The sequence below is a fragment of the Paenibacillus piscarius genome, assembly GCF_022234545.1.
Lineage (GTDB): Bacteria > Bacillota > Bacilli > Paenibacillales > Paenibacillaceae > Paenibacillus_AQ > Paenibacillus_AQ piscarius.
This window is the reverse complement of the sequence record NZ_JAIEUI010000001.1, coordinates 707737-733497: the sequence shown is the minus strand read 5'-3', so window position 1 is coordinate 733497 and position 25761 is coordinate 707737. Positions and strand designations below refer to the sequence as shown.

Annotated in this window: 23 protein-coding genes; 10 read left to right on the top strand and 13 right to left on the bottom strand. The window is 54.2% G+C overall.

Features of this window, described 5'->3' with window-relative positions; translation table 11 throughout:
- Positions 1 to 10: 10 nt before the first annotated feature.
- The 6 genes from K1558_RS03345 to K1558_RS03320 form a co-directional block, all read right to left on the bottom strand.
- Positions 11 to 1468 (bottom strand): glycoside hydrolase family 1 protein, encoded by a 1458-nt coding sequence (locus K1558_RS03345; RefSeq protein WP_238649934.1) that lies wholly within the window; start codon positions 1466 to 1468, stop codon positions 11 to 13.
- A 37-nt stretch (positions 1469 to 1505) separates the two neighbouring features.
- A complete protein-coding gene (locus K1558_RS03340; RefSeq protein ID WP_238649933.1) occupies positions 1506 to 3404 on the bottom strand; it encodes a beta-glucoside-specific PTS transporter subunit IIABC in 1899 nt (632 codons plus the stop codon).
- Positions 3405 to 3516: 112 nt separating this feature from the next.
- Entirely contained in the window at positions 3517 to 4353 is an 837-nt protein-coding gene (gene licT / locus K1558_RS03335; protein WP_238649932.1) for a BglG family transcription antiterminator LicT, read from the bottom strand.
- A 226-nt stretch (positions 4354 to 4579) separates the two neighbouring features.
- Positions 4580 to 5536, bottom strand: a complete 957-nt coding sequence (locus K1558_RS03330) for an EamA family transporter (protein ID WP_238650023.1) — start codon at positions 5534 to 5536, stop codon at positions 4580 to 4582.
- Between the two features lie 295 nt (positions 5537 to 5831).
- Positions 5832 to 7226 (bottom strand): M56 family metallopeptidase, encoded by a 1395-nt coding sequence (locus K1558_RS03325; protein ID WP_238649931.1) that lies wholly within the window; start codon positions 7224 to 7226, stop codon positions 5832 to 5834.
- A gap of 2 nt (positions 7227 to 7228) precedes the next feature.
- Positions 7229 to 7591, bottom strand: coding sequence for a BlaI/MecI/CopY family transcriptional regulator (locus tag K1558_RS03320; protein WP_238649930.1), 363 nt, complete (start codon positions 7589 to 7591; stop codon positions 7229 to 7231).
- Between the two features lie 304 nt (positions 7592 to 7895).
- Here K1558_RS03320 and K1558_RS03315 point away from each other — a divergent pair, with 304 nt between their 5' ends.
- Genes K1558_RS03315 through K1558_RS03305 form a run of 3 tightly spaced genes read left to right on the top strand, consistent with a single transcriptional unit; the run spans position 7896 to position 11492 of the window.
- Positions 7896 to 8618 (top strand): hypothetical protein, encoded by a 723-nt coding sequence (locus K1558_RS03315; RefSeq protein ID WP_238649929.1) that lies wholly within the window; start codon positions 7896 to 7898, stop codon positions 8616 to 8618.
- Between the two features lie 18 nt (positions 8619 to 8636).
- Complete coding sequence (locus tag K1558_RS03310) at positions 8637 to 10322, top strand: VWA domain-containing protein (RefSeq protein ID WP_238649928.1); 1686 nt, start codon at positions 8637 to 8639, stop codon at positions 10320 to 10322.
- A gap of 30 nt (positions 10323 to 10352) precedes the next feature.
- Positions 10353 to 11492, top strand: coding sequence for a toxic anion resistance protein (locus K1558_RS03305; RefSeq protein ID WP_238649927.1), 1140 nt, complete (start codon positions 10353 to 10355; stop codon positions 11490 to 11492).
- Between the two features lie 68 nt (positions 11493 to 11560).
- Here K1558_RS03305 and K1558_RS03300 read toward each other — a convergent pair whose 3' ends face one another.
- Entirely contained in the window at positions 11561 to 12484 is a 924-nt protein-coding gene (locus K1558_RS03300; RefSeq protein WP_238649926.1) for a helix-turn-helix transcriptional regulator, read from the bottom strand.
- A 244-nt stretch (positions 12485 to 12728) separates the two neighbouring features.
- On the opposite strand from K1558_RS03300, the gene K1558_RS03295 reads away from it, so the two are divergent.
- From K1558_RS03295 to K1558_RS03285, 3 genes are all read left to right on the top strand, one after another.
- Positions 12729 to 13577, top strand: coding sequence for an ornithine carbamoyltransferase (locus tag K1558_RS03295; protein ID WP_238649925.1), 849 nt, complete (start codon positions 12729 to 12731; stop codon positions 13575 to 13577).
- 28 nt (positions 13578 to 13605) lie between these two features.
- Positions 13606 to 14904: a DUF5050 domain-containing protein gene (locus tag K1558_RS03290; protein ID WP_238649924.1), complete on the top strand. Its 1299-nt coding sequence runs from the start codon at positions 13606 to 13608 to the stop codon at positions 14902 to 14904.
- A 112-nt stretch (positions 14905 to 15016) separates the two neighbouring features.
- Entirely contained in the window at positions 15017 to 15565 is a 549-nt protein-coding gene (locus tag K1558_RS03285) for a hypothetical protein (protein ID WP_238649923.1), read from the top strand.
- A gap of 78 nt (positions 15566 to 15643) precedes the next feature.
- Here K1558_RS03285 and K1558_RS03280 read toward each other — a convergent pair whose 3' ends face one another.
- The 4 genes from K1558_RS03280 to K1558_RS03265 all read right to left on the bottom strand — a co-directional run bounded on the left by K1558_RS03280 (position 15644) and on the right by K1558_RS03265 (position 19274).
- A complete protein-coding gene (locus K1558_RS03280; RefSeq protein WP_238649922.1) occupies positions 15644 to 16777 on the bottom strand; it encodes a DUF4179 domain-containing protein in 1134 nt (377 codons plus the stop codon).
- Positions 16767 to 17303: a sigma-70 family RNA polymerase sigma factor gene (locus K1558_RS03275; RefSeq protein WP_238649921.1), complete on the bottom strand. Its 537-nt coding sequence runs from the start codon at positions 17301 to 17303 to the stop codon at positions 16767 to 16769. Before K1558_RS03275 ends, K1558_RS03280 begins: the two co-directional genes overlap by 11 nt.
- Before the next feature lie 189 nt (positions 17304 to 17492).
- Complete coding sequence (locus tag K1558_RS03270; RefSeq protein ID WP_238649920.1) at positions 17493 to 18725, bottom strand: aminopeptidase; 1233 nt, start codon at positions 18723 to 18725, stop codon at positions 17493 to 17495.
- A gap of 201 nt (positions 18726 to 18926) precedes the next feature.
- Positions 18927 to 19274 (bottom strand): hypothetical protein, encoded by a 348-nt coding sequence (locus K1558_RS03265; RefSeq protein ID WP_238649919.1) that lies wholly within the window; start codon positions 19272 to 19274, stop codon positions 18927 to 18929.
- A gap of 133 nt (positions 19275 to 19407) precedes the next feature.
- On the opposite strand from K1558_RS03265, the gene K1558_RS03260 reads away from it, so the two are divergent.
- Positions 19408 to 20559 (top strand): VanZ family protein, encoded by a 1152-nt coding sequence (locus K1558_RS03260; RefSeq protein WP_238649918.1) that lies wholly within the window; start codon positions 19408 to 19410, stop codon positions 20557 to 20559.
- 15 nt (positions 20560 to 20574) lie between these two features.
- Positions 20575 to 22050 carry an amidase family protein gene (locus K1558_RS03255; RefSeq protein ID WP_274528338.1) on the top strand — a complete coding sequence of 492 codons (1476 nt, stop codon included), beginning with the start codon at positions 20575 to 20577 and terminating at the stop codon, positions 22048 to 22050.
- A 53-nt stretch (positions 22051 to 22103) separates the two neighbouring features.
- Here the strand turns inward: K1558_RS03255 and K1558_RS03250 are convergent, their stop codons facing one another.
- Positions 22104 to 22871, bottom strand: a complete 768-nt coding sequence (locus tag K1558_RS03250; RefSeq protein WP_238649917.1) for an exodeoxyribonuclease III — start codon at positions 22869 to 22871, stop codon at positions 22104 to 22106.
- A 191-nt stretch (positions 22872 to 23062) separates the two neighbouring features.
- On the opposite strand from K1558_RS03250, the gene K1558_RS03245 reads away from it, so the two are divergent.
- Positions 23063 to 23350: a hypothetical protein gene (locus K1558_RS03245; RefSeq protein WP_238649916.1), complete on the top strand. Its 288-nt coding sequence runs from the start codon at positions 23063 to 23065 to the stop codon at positions 23348 to 23350.
- Positions 23351 to 23465: 115 nt separating this feature from the next.
- Here the strand turns inward: K1558_RS03245 and K1558_RS03240 are convergent, their stop codons facing one another.
- Positions 23466 to 24323, bottom strand: a complete 858-nt coding sequence (locus K1558_RS03240; RefSeq protein WP_238649915.1) for a helix-turn-helix transcriptional regulator — start codon at positions 24321 to 24323, stop codon at positions 23466 to 23468.
- A 130-nt stretch (positions 24324 to 24453) separates the two neighbouring features.
- Here K1558_RS03240 and fabF point away from each other — a divergent pair, with 130 nt between their 5' ends.
- Positions 24454 to 25692, top strand: a complete 1239-nt coding sequence (gene fabF, locus K1558_RS03235; RefSeq protein WP_238649914.1) for a beta-ketoacyl-ACP synthase II — start codon at positions 24454 to 24456, stop codon at positions 25690 to 25692.
- Positions 25693 to 25761: the final 69 nt, after the last annotated feature.

Sequence of the window (25761 nt, the reverse complement as noted above, 5' to 3'; positions counted from 1 at the left end):
ACTATAAAGATTAATCCAGCACAGCCCCATTGCTGCCAATCACCCGCTGATACCAGTAGAAGCTGTCCTTCCGCGATCTGTCCAGGGTTCCCTTGCCGTCGTTGTCCTTATCGACGTAGATGAATCCGTAGCGCTTCTTCATCTCTCCGGTTCCGGCACTGACCAGATCGATGCAGCCCCACGGGGTGTAGCCGATCAGGTCCACACCGTCTTCCAGGGCCTCGCCCATCGCCCGGATATGCTCCCGCAAATAGTCGATCCGGTAGCTGTCGTGGATCGAACCGTCTGCCTCCACAGTATCCACTGCGCCAAGGCCATTCTCCACCACCATCACCGGAATCCCGTAACGGTTGTAGACGTTATTCAGCGACCACCGCAGGCCCTGCGGGTCAAACTGCCATTCCCAGGCGCTGGCCTGCAGATAAGGGTTCTTCAGGCCCAGCGACATATTGCCTCCAATCGCTTCCTGATCCGGGCTGGCGCTGACGCAGGTGGAGGAATAATAGCTGCAGGTGTAGAAGTCCACACAGCCTTCCTTGAGAATCTGCTCGTCGCCTTCCTCCATCTGCAGCTCAATCTGCTTTTCCCGGAAGTAGCGTCTGGCGAAGCCCGGATAAACTCCCCGGACCTGAACATCCGAGCAGAGGAAATTGCTCAGATTATCCTTTTGCTGGGCCAGCAGCACATCCTCGGGGTTACAGGTCAGCGGATAAGAGCACATGTAGGCAATCATGCAGCCGATACGAAAATCAGGGTTAATCCCGTGTCCCAGCTTCACCGCTCTCGCACTGGCAATGAACTGGTGATGAAGCGCCTGGTATCTTGACTGCTCATTGTCCACCATACCTGCTCCAAACAGCTCCGTATTGCCCTGCGGTATCATTGCTCCAGCCATGTAGGCCCCGAACGGCATCGTGAGAATATTAATCTCGTTGAAGGTCAGCCAGTACTTCACAGTATCCTTGTAGCGGTTGAAGATGACCTCACAGTAACGGACATAGAAATCAATCGTTCTCCGGTCCGCCCATCCGTTGTAGGCTTCAGCCAGATGGTAAGGAGCTTCATAGTGAGAGATCGTCACCAGCGGCTCGATTCCGTGCTTACGCAGCTCGGCGAAGACGCGGTCATAGAACTTCAGCCCCTCTTCGTTCGGCTCCCCATCATCCCCGTTCGGGAAGATCCGTGACCAGGCGATCGACAGCCGGAACACCTTGAAGCCCATTTCGGCAAACAGCGCGATGTCCTCTTCATACCGGTGATAGAAATCTATTGCTTCATGGCTCGGATAATGCGCCCCCGCTTCTAGCACCGGAGTGATTCTGCGGGATACAGTATGCGTTCCGGCTGTCATCATATCCGCCGTGCTTAAGCCTTTGCCGCCTGCATTATAGCCCCCCTCCAGCTGATTGGCCGCTGTTGCGCCTCCCCACAGGAAGCCTTCGGGAAATGTTCTGTTGTTCTTATTCATAATAGTTCCTCCTTATGATTGGTTAAGCATGAACGGATCAGATCATGACGGTCAGCAGCTTTTCCCGGTAATCAATGTTCTTCTGGTCGGTCTCAATGACATCCAGCACATCGCCGGAGTTGGAGATAATGACAGGTGTAGTCAGCGTGTAACCCGCTTCTCTGATGGCTGCAGCATCGAATTCCATCAGGAGCTGGCCTTTGGTGACTGTATCGCCCTGCTTGGCTCTGGGGGTGAAATATTTGCCCTTCAATTTGACTGTATCCTTGCCGACATGGATCAGAATATCAACCCCGTTGCTGCTGGTAATGCCGATCGCATGGCCGGAGGCGAACAAGGTGGTCAGTACTCCGTCTACAGGTGAATAGACCTTGCCTTCGACCGGTTCAATCGCGATGCCCTTGCCCATTGCCCCTGTGGAGAATGCTTCATCTGTCAGCTCGGATAACGCCCGAACCTGCCCCTTCAACGGACTGGCCACCATCTCCTGCTTCACCAGATTCCCCTGCCGGGTCCCTGTGCTCCGGCTCTCTGCCGTTTCCTCATCCTTGAAGCCGGAGAAGAAGACGAGCAGGAAGCCCAGGATGAAGCTGATCACAATCGCGGCAATCGCACCGTAAAAGCCTTTATCCATCCCCTCGGGGCTGATATAGCTGGGAATCCCGAAGATCCCTAAGCCGCCGAGAATATAGCCTTTAGTTCCCATCAGACCTACAATCCCGCCCCCGACTGCCGCAGCGACACAGCTTAACACGAACGGCTTCTTGCGCGGCAGCGTCACCCCGTAGATGGCAGGCTCCGTCACCCCGAAGATGCCGGAGATGATCGCCGGAACCGACAAGGACTTCAGCTTGACGTTCTTCGTGCGCAGCAGAATCGCCAGTACCGCACCGGTCTGGGCAAAAGAAGCCCCGAACGAAGCCGCCAGAATCGGATCCGATTTCAGCACAGCCATATTGTTGAGCGCAATCGGCACCAGACCCCAGTGCAGCCCGAAGATGACGAAGACCTGCCAGAACGCGCCTACCAGCAGCCCTTCAATGACAGGGCTTAAGTTATAGAGGAACAAGGTTCCCTGTCCCAGCAGCTGTCCGGCCCAGGTAGAGACGGGACCGATGGCGATCAGCGCCAGCGGCACCGTAACCAGCAGGGTAGAGAACGGAACAAGGAAGGTACGGACTACGCTGGGGATGACTTTTTTGAAGAAGCCTTCCAGCTTGGAGCCAATGTAAGTGGAGATAATAATCGGAATGACACTTGAGGTATAGGACATCAGGATGACCGGAATCCCCAGGAAGGTGATATACACCGGAGATTCAAAGATTGTTCCGCTAAAAAGGGTATACAGCGGCTCCCCGCCCGCCGTAATGCTGCTAAAGGACGGATACACCAGCGTTGCCCCGATGGCCATGCCGATGAAGATGTTGGACCCGAATTTCTTCGCTGACGTATAACCGAGGAAGATCGGGAAGAAGTAGAACAGGCAGTCCCCGAGCGCATTCAAAATCTGATACGTGCCCGAAGTCTTCGTGAATAGTCCGAGGGTCAGGAACAGGGCGGTGAAGCCCTTGATCATCCCGGTCGCGGCCAGTACGCCGAGGGTTGGCGAGAAGACCCCGGAGATGATATCGATGAAGCGGTTGAACAGACTCATTTTCTCGGTGGAATCGGCTTCTGCTGCCCCTTCCTGGAAGCCGCCCGCCGCCATCACCTGGGCATAGACCTCAGGGACATGATTGCCGATCACAACCTGGTACTGGCCGCCGCTCTGAATGACGGTAACAATGCCGTCCATATTCTTGAGCGTCTCCGTATTCGCCAGGGCCTCATTCTTCAGCTTGAAGCGCAGGCGGGTGATACAGTGGGTGAGTCCGTTAATGTTCTCTTTGCCTCCGACATGCTTGATAATCTCTTTGGATAATGTCTCATACTTCACAATAAGCCCTCCCTATTCTTAATGAATGAACATAAAAAGACGAAACCAAAACCGGCAGCCTTCTGCCTGATTTGGTTTCGCCTGCATGACCAGTAACAATCCAAATGGAAATCTATTCAGTTTGCCGCTGTGTCACCCGCTGGATGTGAATCGTCAGATACAGCATCTCCTCATCCCGGAGCTTCACCCCCAGATACTTCTCAATCTTGAGCACACAGCTATACGCCTTCCTGTATTTGACCTTCACCTGCTTCAGCAGAAAATCGTCCACCTGCTCCACCGGCTCTTGATTGCGCGAGCGCTGAAAGAAATACCGCAGATGGGTAATGAAGCGTTCATAGCTGACTGTTCTCTCATCAATTTCGTTGTTATACGAATACTTAACAATATTGAGAATGTCATCAATCTGCTGGGTCTGCCTGGTCAGGTCGGCAATCTTGTTCCCGGAGCTGTTCATCTGCGCGTTGATCAGATGCAGGGCAATATTCCCGGCTTCATCCTCCGGCAGGCGGATACGGGTGTATTGCTCAATCATTCCCATGGCATGCTTCGCGACTGCATACTCCTTGGGATAGCAGCGCTGGATCTCCCAGAGCAGCGGATTCTCATTACGGACTCCCTGATCATGCAGCCTCAGCGCATGGGTTAGATGATCGGTCAGCGTCACATAGATATAATCGCTTAGGCGTGCCTTCAGAGTTTGCTTGGCATACTCGATGATGTCGTAGCTTAAGGCCACATATTCGGCCGGCGCATCTGCCATGAGGGCCTTGAACCGCTCCGACGCCTCATTATGCTTAAGTACAAATGTCTTCTCAATCAGGGACACATCCACCGGGTCACCCGGGCTCTTCTTGAACCCGATGCCGCGCCCCATCACCACCAGTTCATCGCTGCCGGAATCCTTGGCAATTATGGCATTGTTATTGAAAATCTTCTCGATAATCAATCCTCTGCCCTCCTTCACCCCGAATTAAAAAGAAAAGGCAAAACCCAAAACACGTGACCATGTTTTGGGTTTTGCCTTTGCAGTAACAATCCCAAATTCAGAATAGCACTCAATTAACGTTTTGGCAATAAGAAAATGTTTGCGCTTTCAAATATGTTGAGCAGGCAAAAAAAAGAGGAGGGCTCCCCTCATTTACAGGGAACACTCCTCTTCCCGCCGCCTGAACTCAGACGGAGGATGAACGCACACTCCGGGCATTCCCCCACCGCAGCTTATACAGCTCCGGCAGGACCACGCCCAGCAGCACCAGAACGACACCCGTCCACTGGAGCAGGCTCACCTGCTCATGCAGCACGAACGAGGACAGCAGCACAGCGACCGGCAGCTCGGCCGCGCCGAGAATCCCCGCCATGCCGCCGCCGATATGCGGCACTCCGATGGCGAACAGGACCGGCGGAATGAAGGCGCCGAACAAGCCGAGCAGGAAGCCGAACAGCAGCAGCTGGCTCCACAGCAGACCGTTAAACAGGAAATACGGCGGGAACATTATGAACAGCAGCAGCATTCCGCCGGTCACCATCCAGGCGCTCCGGTAGGCCGGATGCGCGGACGGGACGGCCTTGCCGCTGAAGATAATGAACATGGAATAGCTGACAGCCGACAGCAGGCCGAGCATCAGCCCCAGCAGATTGAACTCTGCCGCGCCCTGGTTCAGGATTCCGGCTGCCAGCAGGGTGCCGCCGAACAGCAGGATCAGCGTCAGCACAGTGATCCGGTCGGGACGCTGACGCTTGCTCACGGCCTGAATCAGCACGCTGATCCAAGTAAATTGGAACAGCAGAATAATGGCCAGCGAAGCCGGGATATAACGCAGCGACTGGTAGTACAGCAGACCGGTAACTACGGTCGGTGCGCCTGCAAGCATCAACAGCAGCCGGTGCTTCCAGGTCAGCCGGGCTGGAGCAGGCTTGGCTGACACGCCTGAACTCACAGCGCTGCGCTGCTTGCGGGTTGCTCTGAGCTTGGTGTACAGCGCCAGCAGCCAGGCGAGAATACACCCGGTAAGTAATTGGGTACCAACGACTTCTCCCAGCTTGTAGCCTTGCCCGTAGGCCAATACAACAATGGTGGACAGAATGCCGTAGCTCATCGCGCCTATAAGGACGGAGAGCAAGTATTTCATATCTTTCATGTGGATGATGCCTCCTGAATCTTCTGATCTGAATGAATGATGCGTCAAGGACCGTTATACGCAAAAATTCCTAACTCCGGGACAGGGACCGCTGAAATCTGGTCCTTATCATCGTAGTTAGGAAGAGTAGGCTTCCTGTAGAAACCCCCGCCCTGTGCCATCTGACAATGGCTGCGGGGTTATACGAGAACTGTATGGAATTATGGATCATTGCCTGTTGACGACTGTTCATATGTTACACGCGAAGTGAGCTGGCGTCAACCCTTAACTCTTTAAAATTTGATATTTACGGCACATATACCTCTGTGATGCTGGTCACCGTACCATTGCGTACTGTAATTGTACATGGGGGTGCGTTACCGGCTAGCGGCTTGAAGTAGGCTATGAACTCCTGTTTGCTGACGCTTTTCAAGCTGCCCGGCTGTTCCCGGTCTATAAGCTTATACTCCGTTTCCGCAGTGACCTTGTACGGATCGTTAATTTCATATTTATTGAGAATATAGAACCCGCCAGGCAAATCCTCCTCGCTAATATTCAGGGCGGCAAAACGGTCTGAATCCTCCATCGTCAACCACTCCACCTGATCGAAGCTTAGAGTCTCGGTCTCTATGGCAAGGCCTGTCACATAGCCCGTTAAACGGCTCTCCGGGGCAGCATTGAAATCTTCGGTAGCTGCTTCACCGGTTGCAGACTCAATGAATTGCCGGGCGTACTCCCGTTCCGCCTGGTCTGCCTGCCGCTTGGGATTGCCAAGCAAGCCTGCAGCGAGCGCTGCGACTGCTGTAATGCAGAGCAGAATCGTCCACACTCCCGGCTTGCGGTAATGCAGAATATTGCGGATGCGCCCTTTCGTGCCATGCTCCCCAAAAGCAAGCGGAGTACGGTAGCTAAACCGTCTTCCAGAAGACAGTGCGAGCAGCGACAGCGAATAATCCTGCTTGATGCCGCTGCCGAGCTGCCGGATGACGCTCTCATCGCAGGACTTCTCCATGTCCTCGCACATCAGGTAGTAGGCCAGCCAGACCAGCGGATTCAACCAATGAACACAGAGTACAGCAAAAGCAATCAGCTTGATCAGAGGGTCCAGCCTGCGGATATGCACCTGCTCATGCTTGATAATATACACCTTCTCCTGCTCCTGCAGACCGGCAGGGAGATAAATCCGCGGCTTCAGCACCCCCATTACAAACGGGGTCGAGATCCGTCCGGTCTCATACAGATTGCCGGAAATATGCACAGCATCCTTCAGGTCGCGCTTTAGCCGGATTATGGCGAATACACTATGCATAATCATAACCCCCATCCCGGCCAGCCAGACATACTGGATAACCTTAACCCACAGGGAACTGGAATCAGGACTTCCGGCAGCCTCTCCAGAAGCCGCCGGAGTCTGTACGGCCGGTTCCAGTGCTTGCACCAGGGGAGCCTGGAAGGTTCCGGGAAATTCCGGTATTGCTGCTTGAGAAGCCGTAAGCGGAAGCCGCAGCGCATCTGCCGGAATGAAGCTGAGCGGGCTCTCGAACGTGAACGGGCAGATTAGCCGGAACAGGACGATAGACCACAGGGCATAAGAATAGATGGTCGGAGCCTTGCGGAGCAGCAGCCTGGCCGAGATCACAACCAGGATGCACAAGCTGCCCGTAATGCTCATCTGAAGCAGGTCGGCAAATAACAGGTCCACGGCTATTCCTCCTTATGCTCCTTGATGATCTTGAGAAATTCATCGATTTCATTGTCGCTGAGCTTCCGGCTCCGTGTGAACGCAGCCAGGAATCTGGGGAGGGAGCCGGCGAAGGTCTCATCTACGAACTGCTTGCTCTGCTCGGCATAGAAGTCCTCCTTCTTCATAACAGCCGTGACCAAGCCGCTGCGGTTCTCGAAGATTCCCTTTCCTTCCAGACGCTTCAGCATGGTGTAGGTCGTCGACTTCTTCCAGCCCAGCTCACTCTCGCACAGCTTCACAAGGTCCCCTGAAGGAATAGGCTCACGGCTCCAGATCAGCTCGGCGAACCGGGTCTCCGTTTCTGTTAACGTATTCTTGCCCATATTGTCCCGCCTTTCGGTCTACAACTCATAGACTAAGTTTACAACCTGTAGACCGGTTTGTAAACCTTTCGCTGAAATATCAGAACCGCCTGTGCCAAGTTATGATAAAATATTAATCAAAAATTGAAACATCCCCAAGCTTCAAAACGTACCAGTCTATAACAGCCTTTCATCCAATCATTGCTATGTGATATGGGTAATATTTAGGAGACTCCTCCAGTCCCCCAGCTCTGTATGAATGAACATATGCATTGCCCCAATATACTTAGATGAGGAGGTGTAGATCCTGAACAGATCCGGACCCTTGAAGCTCCTCGGCCTCGTTGCCGGGGTTGTGATCGTAAATGTTGCCATATTGTCTCCCGGCCTGCTCGGTGTCGAAATCGGCGGAAGCCCGCTGGAAACGGCCTCGGCAGCAACCCTGCTAATCATCAGTTTGTTAGTCGTACTATACGGGAGTTACACCTTGCTCTTCAGACCTCCGGCTGTCAGGCCGGCCGCTGTGCACTATGAGACGCGGGAGGATTATGCCGCCGGCCTGAGCCGCCACCGCAATGTGAAGGTGCTGAAGGACGATATGTCCCTTGCCCTGGATCAGATGGAGCGGATCGGCAGGAAGAAGGCGGCGCTGCTCCAGGTGCTGGGCAGACGGTTTGATCCGGCTGAGCTCAGCTACCGCAAGTTCCACTCTGTTATAGATGAAGTGGAGAAGCTCTTCTATCTGAACATCCGGGGGATTCTGAACAAGCTCAGTGTGTTCGATGCCGCCGAATTCGCCAGATTCAGTGACAACTCTGCGGCCAGCCGGTTCTCCAGCTCTTTAATTCAGAAGAAGACGGCGCTATATCATGAATATCTGTCTTATGTCAAAGGCAGCCTCGGGGCGAATGAGGAAATTCTGCTGAAGCTTGATCAGCTGCTGCTGGAAATTACAGAGCTGGGCAGCACCGATTATACAAACGTTGAAGATATGCCGTGTATGCAGGAATTGTCTGCCCTGATCGGGCAGACGAAACTCTACCAGTAGCGAAAGGAAGCTGAACCTATGAGGAAAGGCAAAACACTGTTCGTACTAACAATTATCGCCGTATCTGTGTTCGCACTTGTCTATTTTGGCATTACTTTAACCTCGAATCTGGGCAAATCCAAAACCGAAATCTCCGCCGAAGACGCGGATAAGAGACTGAACCGGATCTATAAGGACATCAGCGTGACCAGCGCAGAGCCGGTAAAAGGACAGATCGACCTTGATCCTGCGTCCGCCCTGGATTCCCTGCCCGATATCTCCAAGTTCCCTATCTCCGTTGAGAGCACCACCAGCAGCTTCGCGGAAATCTTCTCGTCTACTGAGAAATCAGGAACCGGCAATGACGGCTGGCTGAATGATGTAGCGGCAGACTTCAATGCTGCGGGCATTACGGTGGACGGCCAGCCGGTCTCGGTCAAAATCCGCAATATCGCCTCAGGCACCGCCGCCGATTATATCCGGTCCGGCAAATACGTGCCTGATGCCTTCACTCCCTCCAACGAGCTGTGGGGCGAGATGGTCAAGGCCGGCGGCGTTCAGACTGAACTGGTCTCTAAGCGCCTGACCGGCAATGTAGCCGGTGTAGTGATGAATAAGCAGAAATACGATCAGCTCGTAGACAAATACGGCTCGATCAATGTAAAGACGATCACCGATGCCATTGCAGCCAACGAGCTGGCGATGGGCTACACCGATCCTTTTGCCAGCTCTACCGGGCTTAACTTCCTGGTTACCGCCCTTAATACCTTCGATCAGAACGATCTGCTGGGCGAGAAGGCTGTTCAAGGCTTCGAGAAATTCCAGGCGAATGTGCCTTTCATTGCTTCGACCACGCTGCAAATGCGGGAAGCGGCAAAGTCCGGCAGGCTGGATGCCTTCGTGCTGGAATACCAGACCTTTGTCAATGCCAAGGATCTCAGCAGCGGCTACGTGTTCACCCCCTTCGGCGTGAGACATGACAGTCCGCTCTATGCCCTTGGCAATCTGCCGCCGGAGAAGCTGGAAATCATCAGGAAGTTCGGCGAATTCGTCCAGCAGGAGAAATACCAGAAGACCGCCGCAGACAAAGGCTTCAACGGTCTGAATGATTACGTCTCGGAGCTGAAGCCCGTTGATGGCGCTCTGCTCAGCTCCGCCCAGAAGCTGTGGAAGGAGAAAAAAGACGGCAGCAAGCCGATTGCCGCAGTCTTCGTGGCCGACGTCTCAGGAAGCATGGCGGGCGAACCGCTGAACCGTCTCAAGGAGTCGCTGCTGAAGGGCCAGAAGTTCCTGGGCAAGGATAACAGCATCGGCTTTGTCTCCTACTCCAGTGACGTGACCATCAACCTGCCGATCGGCACCTATGACACCAACCAGCAGTCCATGTTCGTAGGGGCGATTAACAGCCTGCAGGCATCGGGGGGCACGGCCACTTTTGACGGGATGGTGGTGGCGATGAAGATGCTCCAGGAGTATCAGACGCAGAACCCCGGGCTGAAGCCCGTCATCTTCGTCCTCAGTGACGGGGAGACGAACGAGGGCCATTCCCTGGATGAGATCCGCGGATTGATTGAGACCTACAAGATTCCGGTATACACCATTGGATATAACGCCAACATCAAGGCACTGGAGAGCATCTCCAGCATTAACGAAGCGGCCAACATCAATGCCGACACCGAAGATGTGGTCTACAAAATCGGTAATCTGCTCAACGTGCAAATGTAGATGATAATTATACGCTGAAGGAGGGTTCACATGTCTTTTTCCATGGAAATTCCCAGCCCGGAGAAGCTGAAATCGGTCATTGAGGAGCAGGTCCAGCCGGAGCCGGAGGAAGTCACCCAGCTTAAGGAGCAGGCGATCAGTAATGTCAACAGTATTCTGGACCTGGATTTCGACTCGCTGGAGAAGCGCAAGGCGGTGCTGCAATCGATCGACAGCTTCGGGATGGGCACGATGCGGTCCTCTTCGGAGAAGAACGCGTTGCTGCAGGTATCCGTAGGCAATCTGTCCAAGACCGGGGATGAGGGCGGGCAGGTCGCCAAGGGTCTAACGGAGCTGCACCACCAGCTCAAGGATCTGGACCCCAGTGCCGTAGATTTCGCCAAAAGCGGGATACTCGGCAAGTTCTTCCACCCGCTGCGGAATTATTTTGCCAAATACCAGAGGGCTGATGCCGTGATCTCAGACATTATTCAGTCGCTTGACAAAGGAAAGGCTGTACTAAAGAACGACAACACCACACTGGAGATTGAGCAGCAGACGCTGCGGGAGCTGACCAAACGGCTTAAGAAGGAAATCCAGCTCGGGATGCTGATGGATCAGGAGATCGAGAAGCAGATCGAAGCCGCCAGACAGCGCAGTGAAGATGAGGATAAGGTGCGGTTCATTACCGAGGAAGTACTGTTCCCGCTGCGCCAGCGGGTGATGGATCTGCAGCAGATGCTTGTGGTTAATCAGCAGGGAATTATGGCCATTGAAGTCGTAATCCGTAACAACAAGGAGCTGATCCGCGGTGTGGACAGAGCCCGGAATGTGACCATCTCTGCACTCAAAATCTCGGTAACCGTCGCCAGCGCCCTCTATAACCAGAAGATTGTGCTCCAAAAAATCGAGCTGCTGAACCAGACCACCGACAATCTAATCAGCGGAACCTCCAGAATGCTGAAGGAGCAAGGTGCTGCCATTCATAAGCAATCGCTGGAGACCAGTATCTCCGTTGATACACTGAAGCAGGCGTTCACCGACGTTCTCTCTGCCCTGGATTCCATCAGCACCTACAAGCAGGAGGCCCTCCCCAAAATGCGCGAAACCATCAACCAGTTCCGGGAGCTGGCCGACGATGGCGAACAGCAGATCCAGCGGCTGGAAAAAGGCAATACACTGGGATTATAGCATCGCTGCTTCATTTCAACGTAAACAGAGCATGGCGGAGGATCCGCCGGTGCTCTGTTTTTTGTGGCCTATTTGGCTTGATTCAGCACGATGGTCACCATTCTGCTCAGTGTCCCCTGATCGATGAAGGGAGCCAGACTTGCCAGCAAATCCGGGCTAAGCTGTTCCGCTTCCACTTCACCAAGCAGCTGCTCAAGCTTATGTCTGTCCAAAAAAGGAGCCAGTCCCGTGAGCCGGTTCGCATCGGCAGGGCCCTCTCCCACCCGGTCAACCAGACGGCCTAACGTATCTCTGCTGATAAAAGGGGCCAGTGCTTGAATGGAATTCCAGCTTATGCTGTCTTCCCGGGCTTGCTGCACCAACAGGTCCAGCTGCTCCCGTTCCAGAAACGGGGCGATGCCCACAAGATTGTTCAACTCTCTGGAACCGTCCGGCGATTGATGGACCAGCCCGTTTAAGATGCCGCTGCTGACGAACGGGGCGAGTCCGGCAATGATATTCCACGGGATGTCTTCCTTGTCTGCCTTACGAACCAGCTCATCCAATATATCTTCACCCAGGAACGGAGCCAGCCGCATGATCACATCCAGCTTCAGGGTGCTGCTGTCCAACCCTTCCGCCACCTTATGCAGAGTGCTTGCTTTGACCAGCGGCGCCACCTCTACCAGCTCTTCTATCTCCGCCTTGCCGGTATTGACCATCTCTGCCACCTGATCCGGCCTGTTCCCGGCAATTTTCTCAACAATCATTCCAAGGTGCGGCTGCTCCTGATGTCCTGTGTTGTCTCCAGCATTCAAAATATCATCGACCGTTCTGCCGAAGAGCCCCGCGACCTGCGGAAGCGTTCCGATGTCGGGCAGCGAGTCGCCCCGCTCCCATTTCGATACCGCCTGATGGCTCACATTCAGCTGGTCGGCAAGCTCCAATTGGGTCCAATCCCGGTCTTTGCGAAGCTTCGAAATATAAGCTCCAATCTTACGCAAGTCAAGCATTTCGTATACCTCCAGTAACAAAATGTACAGTGCGCACTGCCTGAAATCATCATAGCATCTAAGCCGGGCGCATTCTATCAAGCGGTGGTTGAATGCGTTCATGTACCTGATTCAACTGACGGTAGAATAGTGCCGAATAGAAATTTTAACATAAATCCAGTTGTATACTATTGCCTGCTGATGTATATTTATTCATTATTATGTATTCCGGCTTCTTACATACCAATGGGAGGGAAATTCACCAATGCATTTGCTGAATATACACCAGCTCACTTCTGCGCAGATCGACGAGATTTTCGAATTAACCGGCCGGCTCCGGCTCAGCAAGCCGGAACCTCTGCTGCAGGGCAAAACCATGATTCTCTTCTTCCCGGAGACCAGTCTGCGGACCCGGGTAAGCTTCGAGAAGGGCATTAGGGACCTTGGCGGGGCTTATATTACATTTCCGCCGGAGACTCTCGACAAAAAAGAGCTGCCGGGCGATGTCATCCGCTATCTGGAGAATTGGGGTGACGGGATCATCGCCAGACACCCTGAACTGTGCAAACTGGAAGCGCTCGCCGCACATGCTTCTGTTCCGGTCATTAATGCAATGACTGCGCATAATCATCCGTGTGAGATTCTGGCAGACCTGTATGCGCTGCGCACCCTCCGGGACAACTACCGGGAGCTGACCTACACCTTCGTTGGACCGGCCGGCAATATTGCACGGACCTGGATGGAGGCGGCGCAGGTGCTGAATCTTGTTTTTCATCATGTATGTTCTCCGGGTAATGAGATGGGAAGCATTAATCAGCGGAATTATACTTTTCACACCAGTCTGGAGAGTATTCTGCAGGAAAGTGATGTGATTCTGACCGATTCACTGCCCGGGGAATTCCTGACCGCTGAGTACATCAGCCAATATCAGATCACACTGGAGCGGATGATGCAGGCCCGGCCCGGGGCGCTGCTGAACCCCTGTCCTCCCTTCTACCACAATGAGGAGGTTAGTGAAGAGGTTATCGCTTCGCCTTATTTTGCCGGATTCGGATTTAAGCACAGCCTGCTGTATGTTCAACAGGCCATTCTGCTCTATTGCTTATCACATTGAAGTTATCGAGTTGAAAAGGAGTGTTGATATGAACGCTATTCAGCGAATATTCAGAAGAACAGGCTTCCCTCTGCTTGTACTTCTGCTGGCGGTAACCGGCATAGCCGGGGGCAGCAGACAGGCGGCAGCAGCAACGGCTTCGGCTCCATCCTACGTATACTTTGTCTCTAACGAAGCTCTATACCGCGTATCAGCAGACGGCAGGGAGACATTGAAGCTTACAGACCATTTTGAGGGCAAGGGGTTAACATCGACCGGCAAATATCTGTATTTCTATTATGAGAATGCGATGGGACTTCAGCGTATATCCATGGTGAACCCCGATACTGCCGTCACTAACTTCTTGGAGGACCGTTATATTCTCTATTACCTGTTCGATGGCCCCTACCTGTACTTCCTGGATGATACCGGACACATCTACCGCACCTGGGCGGACGCCGGGAATGATCCGCAGCTTACCCTGATTGCGGACAACGCGGATATGAGCTTCAAGGCCTTCGACGTCCGGGGCGGACGCCTCTACTACAACGCGCTCAGGAACAGCACAGAGCGATGGGTAGCCTCCAGGCCGCGCGACGGCAGCGGAGCTATCCAGTGGATCGCCAGCGGGGTTGTGCCTAAGAGCTGGTTCTTCCATCCTTACAACACAACCAATCGTCTAATGATTGATACCGCACCAGAAGAAACGGAATATTCCCTGAATTCCATGGCGCTCTACACCCTTCCCTTAAGCGGCGGAACTCCCAAAGCAGCCAATGCCGGCAACCCTTTGAAATCGAATGATGTCAACTCGGGGACCTGGTCCGGCCAATATTTCTTGTTCAATAAGGGAATTAAGCTGGATGCTGAAGGGGAGGATTTCAACTATAACACAGGCAAGGGCTTCCTGATGGACAAGAACGGCAAAATCCTGCAGCTCAGCCAGAACAGTGTGATGAGCATCAGCGAGGTTGCCGGCAACAAGCTGGTATATGCGGATTCCAAGGGCAAAGCCTACATCAGCACGCTGGCTAACGGCAAAGTGCTCTCCTCCAGGCTGCTGCCGCTGACGAATGTGAAGGATATCAGAACAGTTAAGAACGGAACAGCGCTTACTACCGTGTTGTTTACCACATCCGACGCTTATGTCCTGAATTCCAATTCCACCTTAACCAAAATGTCCGGTGTAGACTCCGATTACACTGTCATTGCGGATCAAATCCCGGGTCTGTATTATATCAATGCCTCGGACAACAATGCTCTGTACCGGTTCAGCAATGACGGTAAGACCAAAACCAAGCTTTTCCCAGGCCCTGTAAGCTATATTGCCTTGGTCTCCGGGAAGTGATAGATAAAATTCAATTTATAACTGAGACCTCCCTATGCTCCTTGCATTCTTGCAGTATACAATGGGTGCAGACATTAAGGCTAATAGCACCAGACAGGAGCGTAGAAAAGAAATGAATATCGAAACAAAGCTTACCGGGCCGGATGAAGCCTATATTATCAAAAATATGCTACCACTCTACCTGCATGATCTGTCAGGTCATTACGGACTTGTAGAGGGGCATCTGCCTAACCGGCATGGCATCTTTGAGGACACGGACGAATACCGCACGCTGGCGGATCAGTATGAGGTGCAGAGTATTTGGTGGGACAAGCCGGACATTCTATACCCGTGGCTGATCCTGGTGGATTCCCTTCCGGCAGGCTTCGTCCGGATCGCTACCCCGCCTCACTGCGCGCCGGGTGTTGATTTTTTCGTGAATGATTTCTTCCTGCTGCAGCCCTTCAGAGGCATGGGGATCGCGGAAAAGGCAGCGGTAATGGTGTTTGAGCAGTACCGCGGGGAATGGGAGCTATTCACCAACCCGGCAGCGAAAAATATTACCGGCCAGAAATTTTGGCGCAAGACAGTCTCCCGTTATACGCAGGGCCAATATTCCGAGCGAACCGGGGAGACGTTTGACGGGCACAAGCTTGTGTTCCGATTTAATAATCGGGGATGAGCATCACGCTAACTTAAGCTGCAAAAAAAGCTGATCCGCCGGGTATACCGGCAGTCAGCTTATTTTGCATGCAAGGGGTCAGGGCAGGATCGGCAAGGTAATCTCCTTAGCATTCTCGCCCGTGCCTGTCTTTATGATCATATTCATCGACTTAGGCTGATCCAGCAGATTGCTGCCGTAATAGTATTCGTATCCATTATCAGTTCCCATCCCTCTCGGTGACCATAGTTCAGCGGAACCGTACTTCGTGGTGGACTGAATTTTTTTCACGTAGGGTACGCTAAATATCTTATGTCTGTTCTCCCACGTATTCTCATCCTCGTTCTTAATTTTGATTACGGTCCAGATCTTCAGGGGGGACAACTCAACCTGCTCCAGCGTCACTTCAACTCCCTCCAGCATGAAATCCTTCTCCGGCTTCATAACAACCGTCTGCTGTTCCTTGAATTTCGGGTCCAGCTTGAAGGGGATTTTGAGAATCTCAGAATAGTGCACATCCGCCACATTGACCCCCTTCGCCAGATCTTTCATCTTCCCCTTATCCATGGAGGCGATCTGGAAATTTGCTACCAGCTCCTCCGGGAAAGGCTTGCTCCGGTCCAGATGGATAATGCTTTGCCCATAAAAAATACGTTTATCATCGTATCCATTTTTTTTAGCGTGGGCGCCGAGTCCGCCTGTGTTCTCCAAATCATAGCCGGTGGCCATATTTTTGAGTTTGGCAAGGTTAATGCTATAAATTTCCTGCCCTTCTGCGACGTTAGCCGTATACAAATAGATAATTTTGTTCTCATCCGCCGTTATTGCATTCAGAGTAATCCGGTAATTCCCGCTGGTTACGCTTTGATTAATCTCCTGAATATAGCCATGCCGGATTGCTGAATCCAGTGTTGGCGCCTCGGAATCAATGTCATAGAACCGCTTGAACATTTCCAGCCCGCCCCAGTTCACTGCTTCAGGAGGGGACGCCGTCCGCGGTGCTGCATCATGAAGGACCGGGATGAAGAATAGAATCACCGCAACCGCCGCTGCCGCCGCCAAACCTATGAAGGAGCCTCTGGACAGCCTTGTTTGCCGGCTTCTCTTGCGTCCGCGTTCTATGCCTGCAACTACCGCCTGTCTGATCTCATGGCCCCCGGCATCCGCCCGGGCCGCCCTATGGATACGTCCCGCATCCGCCAGCATCGCCTGCTCTTCTCTGCTACTGTTCATTCCATTCACCCCGGTTCTTCATTATTTTTCTAAGCTGCTTCAGGCCTTTGTGCTGCCAGGTTTTGACCGTTCCCTCCGGCTTCTGGAGCAGCACGGCAATCTCAGCCAAGGTCAGATCATTGTAATATTTGAGCATCAGCACATGACGGTATTTCACCTTCACCTGTTCAAGCGCCCACTGCATCTCCAGAGCACCGGTATTATTATGAGTCACAGGCTCCTGCATATGCTCTGCCGCTGTGGGGACCGCCCGCTTCCTTCGCCGCTGCTCGTCAATGCAGACATAGATCAATATTCGGATCAGCCAGGTTTTGAACAAGCTGGAGTCCTTCAGGGTCCTTCGTTTCATCCAGGCCCGGCAGGTGGTCTCCTGCAGTGCTTCCAGTGCGTCATGGCGGTTGCCCAGATAGCTGTAGGCGATCTGGTACAACTGGTCACTGTACTCCATAACCGCCTTCGTGAACTCCGCTTCTTCCAGCGGTACAGCAAGAGCCACCCGCTTCATCTCTGCCCCGGACATCGTCATCTCTCCCTCTCCTCTCTCTCCAGTTTTACATGAATTAGACGGAGAGGTTATGCAAACAGTTTTACCTGCGGCAAATATTTTGATTGCTGTAGACCAATGTGTTCGCTTTGCCCACGGCAGGCAGCACACGCAAAAGGCCGCAACCCCCATGGCCGGGAAAAGTTGCGGCCTTCATATGTCACTCAAAAATTACAGCACCCAGTTCCCCTTACGGAACACGGGCTCAACCGTACCGTCGGCCAGCTCCCCGTCAATATCAAGCTCTGCGGAGCCGACCATGAAATCGACATGCGTGAGACTGACATTAGCTCCCCTTGCCAGCAGCTCCTCGCTGGTCATCGAGGTTCCGCCCTCGATATTCACCGGGTACGCGCTGCCCAGCGCGAAATGGCAGGAGGCATTCTCGTCAATGCCGGTGTTGTAGAACACTCTGTTCAGCCGGGAGATCGGCGAATCATGCGGTACCAGCGCGACCTCACCAAGGTACGAGGCCCCTTCATCCGTCTCCAGCAGGGAGGTCAGATGCTCACGGCCGGACTCTGCGTCATACGCTGTCACTTTGCCGTCTGTGAAGGTTACAGTGATGCCGTCTACCAGCCGCCCGTTCAGGTTCAGCGGAAGCGTGCTCTTGACGGTGCCGTTCACACCTGTGCGCAGGGGCATCGTGTAGATTTCTTCGGTCGGCATATTCGCCACAAAATAAACACCGCGCGCATTCTCCCCGCCGCCGCCGCGCCACAAATGGCCCTCCGGCAGCTCGACACGCAGGTCCGTGCCGGGAGCACGGTAATGCAGGCTCTTGTACCGTTTGGCATTCATCCGGTCCTGGCTCTGCTTCAGGTCGGCGATATGGCTGCGCCAGGCTTCTACCGGGTCCCCGGTGTTCACCCGGTTCATGCGGAAGACCGCCTCCCACATGGCATCGATCCGCTCCGCCTCCGGCAGATCCGCGAACACCTTGTCCGCCCAGGCACGGGTCGGTGCCTTGATCAGCGACCAGCTGATCCGGCTGTTGCGGGTGTAGGCCTGATACTTCTTGCGCGCTACCGCCGCAGCCTTCACTGCGGTGGAGACCTTCGCGGAATCAATGCCCCGGAACAATTCAGGATCCGGCACTTTAATATGTAGAATCGCTCCGCCTTCCTCGGCGAAGCCTTCCATCATATCGGCGTGCCACTGCGGATAATATGCAAACGAGTCCTCCGGTGCCTTTTCATACCGGATGCGGGTGACCGCCTCATCATCCCAATCCACCATTACATATTTGGCTCCGGCCTCATAAGCCTTGCCCACAATCAGCCGGGTCAGCTCCGCCGTCTCCAGCGGCGCATGTACCATCAGCACCTGACCGGGCTGTACATTCACGCCAACCTTCACTACCAGCTCTGCGTATTTCTCCAGCATCTGCCCGAAATCGTTCATGTCTTTTTTCCTCCGTATCTTCGCCGTCTCTATATTAATATGGCTTGTCTCTAACATGCCCACCTGCTATTTTAACGCAAAATGAACCAGGTAGCGATGCCATTTGCGCGCATCACCGGAGAAACACCGCTTTCTCTTATGTACAGGGATGCCTGGAAGCCTGACACCAGCCGCAATATCAAGCTTCCGGGACCTCCACCGCTACTGCTTATCCACCTGAAGCAATTGAATCGTCTTCACTTCATACGTATGGCCGATCTTCGTCTCGTCAATGACCTTCAATTTCGTCAGGCTGGCTACCTTCGCCGGGTCTGTCCTGGAGAGCAGTCTCCATAGCTCAGGATCAGCCAAGGTCTGATAGAGCTTGTCGTCATCATATTCCTTGCGCTGCTGCGTCACCAGCTTGACCTTGTACCCGCCGATCACCGACTCCGTCTGGCACGCCTCATTGAAGTAAGCAAGGATATCCTGCCGGAGCCCGGCCAGTTCTTTTTCCAGCTCCTTCTGCTTGGCCTTCAGCTTATAATACTGCTGTACCTTTTTATCCATACTAGACTCACGCTCCTCTCCACACATATCTATGCCTGGACAGAACAGTTAGAATGAATAATTCCCTTGAGCCGGATTTGGTTAAATTCTATAATGAAATGGTTATGACAAAAACCAGAGTGCAGGTGAATTCATGTTTCAGACGTATTTATTTCCTATCTCCTATGCCTTCATGGCGTTTCCGGTCGCAGCACTGTTCTTCACCATGCCCTTCCTGATCGTACAATACCGCCGTCACGGCTACATTAACAAGATCCGGGCCCTTGTGCTGTATCTGCTGCTGCTGTATCTGCTGAATGCCTTTTTCCTGGTGCTGCTCCCGATGCCCGATTCCAGACACAACGCCGCACCTGCCGGAAGCATGATCCAGCTTGTCCCGCTGCAATTCATCCAGGATATCCTCCAGAATACGGAGATTACGCGCGGTGACCCTTCCAGTTACCTGAATGTGCTGACCGGAGCGGATTTCCTCCTGGCCGCCTTCAATGTGCTGCTGACCGTGCCCTTCGGCATGTTCCTGGGATACTACTTCCGCACGCGCTGGGTGGTGTGCATTGTGCTGTCCTTCGCGCTGTCGCTGCTGTTCGAGATTACGCAGATTACCGGCATCTTCGGGTTCTTCGATCATCCCTACCGGATCTTTGATGTCGATGACATGATTACGAATACACTGGGCGGCATCGTAGGATTCCGCATCGCTCTCTGGATCTCCGGGCTGCTGCCGCGGATTGAGAAGCTGGACAGCCGGGAAGACTTATCCGCCAAAAAAGTCACCTATACCCGCCGTGCCCTGGCCTTCATGCTGGATTCGGTGCTGCTGATGATTGTCACAGTGCTGCTGAATCTGCTCTCGCTGAACGTCACGCTGTGGGCGGTGACCACCGTATATTTCTTAAGCTTGCCGCTGCTTACAGGCGGGCGGACCTTCGGCAAATGGATCGTGCGCATCCGGCTGCAGGCGGAGGAAGGCGGTCCGGCCAGACCGTGGATGATCTGGGTGCGGTATGGAGTGCTCTACGGCATCTTCGGCGGAATCAATGCCTTGACTCCTGACTCTCCCCTGACGCTTAGCATGGGTACCGCATTATCTGCGCTGCTGAGAATCTCCGTTGTAGCGGCTGATCTGGCCTTCTTCATTCATCTGGTCATGCGGATGATTAAGCGCGACCGCCCCCTCTTCTACGAGGAATGGAGCCGGACCCGCAACGTAATTACCTGGCCGCAGCAGCACCGGGCGGCAGCTGGCGTTGAAGCTGAACCGCAAGAGTTAATAGACAAAGAATAGAGGGGAACAGCTATTTTGAATACGAATTGGCAGCAATGGATCGTCGAAGCAGATATTACAGACATGCAGGAAGAAATGCAGCAGGGAAGATTAACCTCCGAATTGCTGATTAGCCTCTACCTGGAACGGATCGGCCGGTATGACGGTCTGCTCCGTTCTGTCCTGGAGATCAACCCGGATGCGCTGGAGCTTGCCCGCAGGCTGGACCAGGAACGCCTGGACCAGGGGCCGCGCGGTCCGCTGCACGGTATACCTGTACTCGTCAAAGATAACATCGGAACGTCCGACAAGCTGCATACCAGCGCAGGCGCTATAGCCTTGGCTGACCACATCCCCACTGAGGATGCTGTAGTCATCGCCCGGTTAAGGGCAGCAGGGGCTGTGATTCTGGGAAAAGCAAACATGACGGAATGGGCCAACTTCATGTCCCCCACCATGTGGTCCGGCTACAGCTCACGCGGCGGTCTTGTCCTTAACCCTTATGGGCCTGGCGAACTGTTCGTTGGCGGCTCCAGCTCGGGAAGTGCTGCAGCCGTGTCCGCCAATCTTGCCGCCGCTGCGCTGGGGACGGAAACCTCAGGCTCCATCATCCATCCCGCAGCCCAGAACTCCGTTGTGGGCCTCAAGCCTACGTGGGCACTGGTCAGCAGCGAAGGGGTGATTCCGGCTGTCCGCAGCCAGGATACCGTGGGTCCGATGGCCCGGACGGTCAGAGATGCCGCTCTTCTGCTTCAAGTAATGGCTGAAGCCGGACCTGCGGATTCATCTATCATACCGGACTACTCTGCCAGTCTGGACGAGGATTTCATAAGAGCCAAGCGGATCGGAATTCCGAGATTCTACTATAAAGAGCTTGATGAGGAAGCGCTGCAGCTGACAGAAGCAGCCATTGCCGACCTGCGGAAGCTTGGGGCCGTAATCGTTGATCCGGTGGAGCTTCCCTGCGAGCAGGCGGAATGGAGCAGAACCATTCTGCAGTATGAGTTCAAGAAAGTGCTGAATGGCTATCTGGCCAACCTGTCGCCTGCATCGCCTGTCCATTCGCTTGAGGAGCTGATAAACTTCAATCGCCTGCACAGTGACCTGACACTGAAATATGGCCAGGAGATACTGGAATGGCTGGATACATCCGGGGAGGAGATCACCGAGCAGGAGTATCAGGAAGAATTGGCCGTTTCCCGTACACTGGCCCGTCAACAAGGGATAGACTATGCTCTGGGGCATTACCAGCTGGATGCGCTCCTGTTCCCTGGAGGGCACGGGGCCGACCTGGCGGCAAGAGCCGGTTATCCGCTGCTTACCGTTCCGGAAGGCTACACCTCCACCGGCATCATCGCACCGGGAGGTTACATTACCAAAGGGCCGCAGGGAATTACCTTCTGCGCCTCGGCTCACAGCGAGGCTGCCCTGCTGGGAATGGCCTACAGCTATGAGCAGGCCACGAAGCACCGGCGTCCTCCGGTTCTGGATAAGGACGCCGCAGAAGCATAGTAAGAGGCCGTATCCCGGGTCAGGGGATACGGCCTCTTTTATAGAACAAATGCTTATAACTCCGCCTCATCCGCCAGATGAAGCACTACCGGACAATGATCGCTGCCCAGCACATTGCATTCGATTCCGGCGTCCAGGAGACGCGGGGCTAATCTTGCAGAAGCAAGGAAATAATCGATCCGCCAGCCGACATTCCGCTCTCTGACCTTCGGCATATAGGACCACCAGGTATAGGCACCTTCCAGCTCAGGGTAGAAATATCTGAACGTATCGATGAACCCGGCTGCCAGCAGCTCAGTCATCTTGCCGCGCTCTTCGTCCGTGAAGCCCGAGTTCCCCCGGTTCGCCCGCGCATTCTTCAGGTCAATATCCTGATGGGCCACATTGAGATCCCCGCAGACTATCACCGGCTTCCTGGCATCCAGCTTCAGCAGATAAGCACGGAATTCATCCTCCCACTCCATCCGGTAGTCCAGTCTGGACAGATCCCGCTTGGCATTGGGCGTATATACATTCACCAGATAAAAGTCCGCGAATTCCAGGGTAATAATCCGGCCCTCGTCCTCCGTCTCCCGGTCCAGACCGTAGCTGACAGACAACGGCTTCACTCGGGTGAAGACGGCAGTGCCGGAATACCCCTTTTTGAGGGCATAATTCCAGTACTGCTCATACTCCTCCCCATGATCCAGCACGATCTGCCCCTCCTGGAGCTTCGTCTCCTGCACACAGAAGATGTCGGCCGCGCTCTCCCGGAAGAATTCGTTGAACCCTTTGGTAACACATGCTCTCAGACCATTCACATTCCAGGACACCAGCTTCATGTTGTTTTTCTCCTACCTTCGTTACTAGACTTCAACTCTAGTGTACCATACGCCGTCCTCATAGACCGCAGGGACAATATACTAACTAGCAAGCAAAATGTAAAAATGTGTAAATCTCCTAAGTCATTCGCTACAGCACTCATAGATTTCCCGAATATAATATCCTATCAAAAGCAAAGGAGGTCATTTCAATGGCTATCTTGTTACCGCAACAATTCTTCAACCTGCCTGCTTCGGTAGGAAAATCTTTCTATGAAAATCTCGCAGGTGGCATCAATGCGGCAGTGACGGTGAATAACAACTCCGGGTTCCCGGTGGATCTGGTGATCTACCGTGTCAATGCTCCAGTGGTCACTTATACGATCCCGGCACTTAACAGTCTCACGCTGTCTGTCCGTGCATTGCTAGTAGCTGGACTGCTCAGCTCGGCTGCCGGTGCAGTGTTCGGAACGATTGAAGTAGCAACCTCCGATTTCTAAACGAATGGAAGAGTATCCCCCTCTACTCTCTCATTCACATTCCCTCCTCGCATCCCCGGCTGAGCTTTCAGCCGGGGATATTTTTGCGTGCTTCTATAGGCGATAGCTGCTGCTACTAGAGAGCCGCAGATTCAGGCTTCATCAATTGCCGCAGCTTGGCTTCCGTATTGGATTCTCCGGCAGGCGTGTACACACTGCATCTAAGCTCCGCCGGCCCCTGCACCTGGAGCGAGGTGAGGTGGAACAGCATTTTGCCCGCCTTGGCGTGGCGGAATTCCAGCACAACATCCGGGGCAGAGCTGACCCGGCTCTCTTCCCATAGCAGAGGGAAATCCGGGTGCTTCGCCTTCATTCCCGCAATGAATTCGTCATACCAGCGGTCCTCCAGGTATTGCCCGTAATAGGCACGGAAGATGGCCAGATAGCCCCGGACGAACTGCTCCCAGTTCACTGCCAGCCGCCTGAATTCCTTGCGTTCAAACAACAGGGAGATCATATTGCGTTCTCCGGGCGGCAGCTTGCCGAAATCAATGAACACATGAGCTGCCGCTTCATTCCAGCCGACAATTCCGCAGTGACGGTCGGAGATGATGGCCGGGCAGGTCTTGAGCTCCTGCAGAATCTTCTGCAGGGATGGAGGAATCACCGACTGCTCCTCCCGGGAGTAATCGTTGCTGCTGCCTGGCCCGGCTTCCAGTGCCAGAGCAAAGAGGTAGCTGCGCTCATCCTTGGTCAATTGCAGGGCAGAGGCCACACAATCCAGCACAGAGGTGGACACTTTAATATCCCGTCCCTGCTCCAGCCAGGTGTACCAGGTTGCACTGACGCCGGCAAGCTGCGCCACTTCCTCGCGCCTTAGGCCGGGGGTCCGCCGCCGGGTGCCTTCCGGCAGACCGGCCGACGCCGGGGTAATGGCTGCGCGTCTGGATTTAAGGAATTCGGATAAGGCTTGAAGCCGGTTGCTGCTTGACATAAGAGGCTCATTCCTTTCAAAGATCTTCCTGATACTGTAGTAGTAATTATACTAGGATAAACTACAACTTGTAATAGGATAAGCAGAATGGAACAATAAATACATCCAGTACAAACAGGAGGAATTGAAAATGGAACGTGTAGTGATTACAGGAATGGGCGTAATTTCGCCGCTTGGCAATACCGTAGAGCAGTTCTGGAGCCGCCTGGCGGCAGGAGAGTCGGGAATTGCTCCTATCACTTCCTTTGATACCGCGCACTTCAGTACCCGGATTGCCGGAGAAGTGCGGGAATTCGACCCGGAGGCCCGGTTTGGCCGCAAAGAAGCCCGCAGGATGGACCGGTTCAGCCAGTTCGCGCTGGCCGCTGCCGAGGATGCCTGGGCTCACTCCGGCCTTCAGCTGGATAAGGTCAACCGGGAACGCCTTGGCGTCTATGTAGGCTCAGGGGTTGGCGGCATCCAGACGCTGATGGACCAGGGGGAGCTGCTGCGCTCACGCGGACCGGGGCGGGTCAGCCCTACTCTGATTCCCATGCTGATCTCCAATATGGCTGCTGCGGTGATCAGCATCAAGCTGGGGGCGCTCGGCCCCACGCTCTCGCCCGTAACCGCCTGCTCGATCGGGAACACGGCGATTGGCGAAGCCTTCCGCCTGATCCGTTACGGCGGCGCCGACGTTATGATCGCCGGAGGGTCCGAAGCGGCGGTGACGGAGATTGCCTTAGCCAGCTTCGGCAATGCGACAGCGCTGTCCTCACGCAACGATAAGCCGCAGGAAGCCAGCCGGCCGTTTGACCGCAGCCGAGACGGGTTCGTGATCGCAGAAGGCGGAGCCATTGTCATTCTGGAGTCCCTCTCCCATGCCCTGGCGAGAGATGCGGTCATCTACGGCGAAATCACCGGCTATGGAGCCAGCTCCGATGCCTACCATATGGTAGCCACCCACCCGGAAGGAATCGGTGCCTACCAGGCGATGAAGCAGGCGCTGAACGAAGCCGGAGTCACTCCCGGCGAAGTCGATGTCATCAGCGCACACGCGACCAGCACAATTGTCGGCGACCGTTCAGAGACACTTGCCATCAAGAAGCTGTTCGGTGAGCAGGCCTACCGGGTTCCGGTCACCGCAAACAAATCAATGACCGGCCATGCACTCGGAGCTTCCGGCGGGCTGGAGGCCGTTGCCCTGCTCCTTAGCCTTCAGCATGGTCTCATCCCGCCAACCATCAATCTGGAGCAGGCGGACGAAGAGTGCGATCTGGACTATGTACCGGACCGCGCCCGTGAAGCGGAGCTGAGGATCGGGATCTCGAATTCTTTTGGCTTCGGAGGACATAATGCCGTAATTGTACTGCGCAGATACGAGGACTAAGGCGGTTAGATTCACAGCAAACAGCGGACCCCTGAATACACCCGAGGGTCCGCTGTTTGTTATTTCATA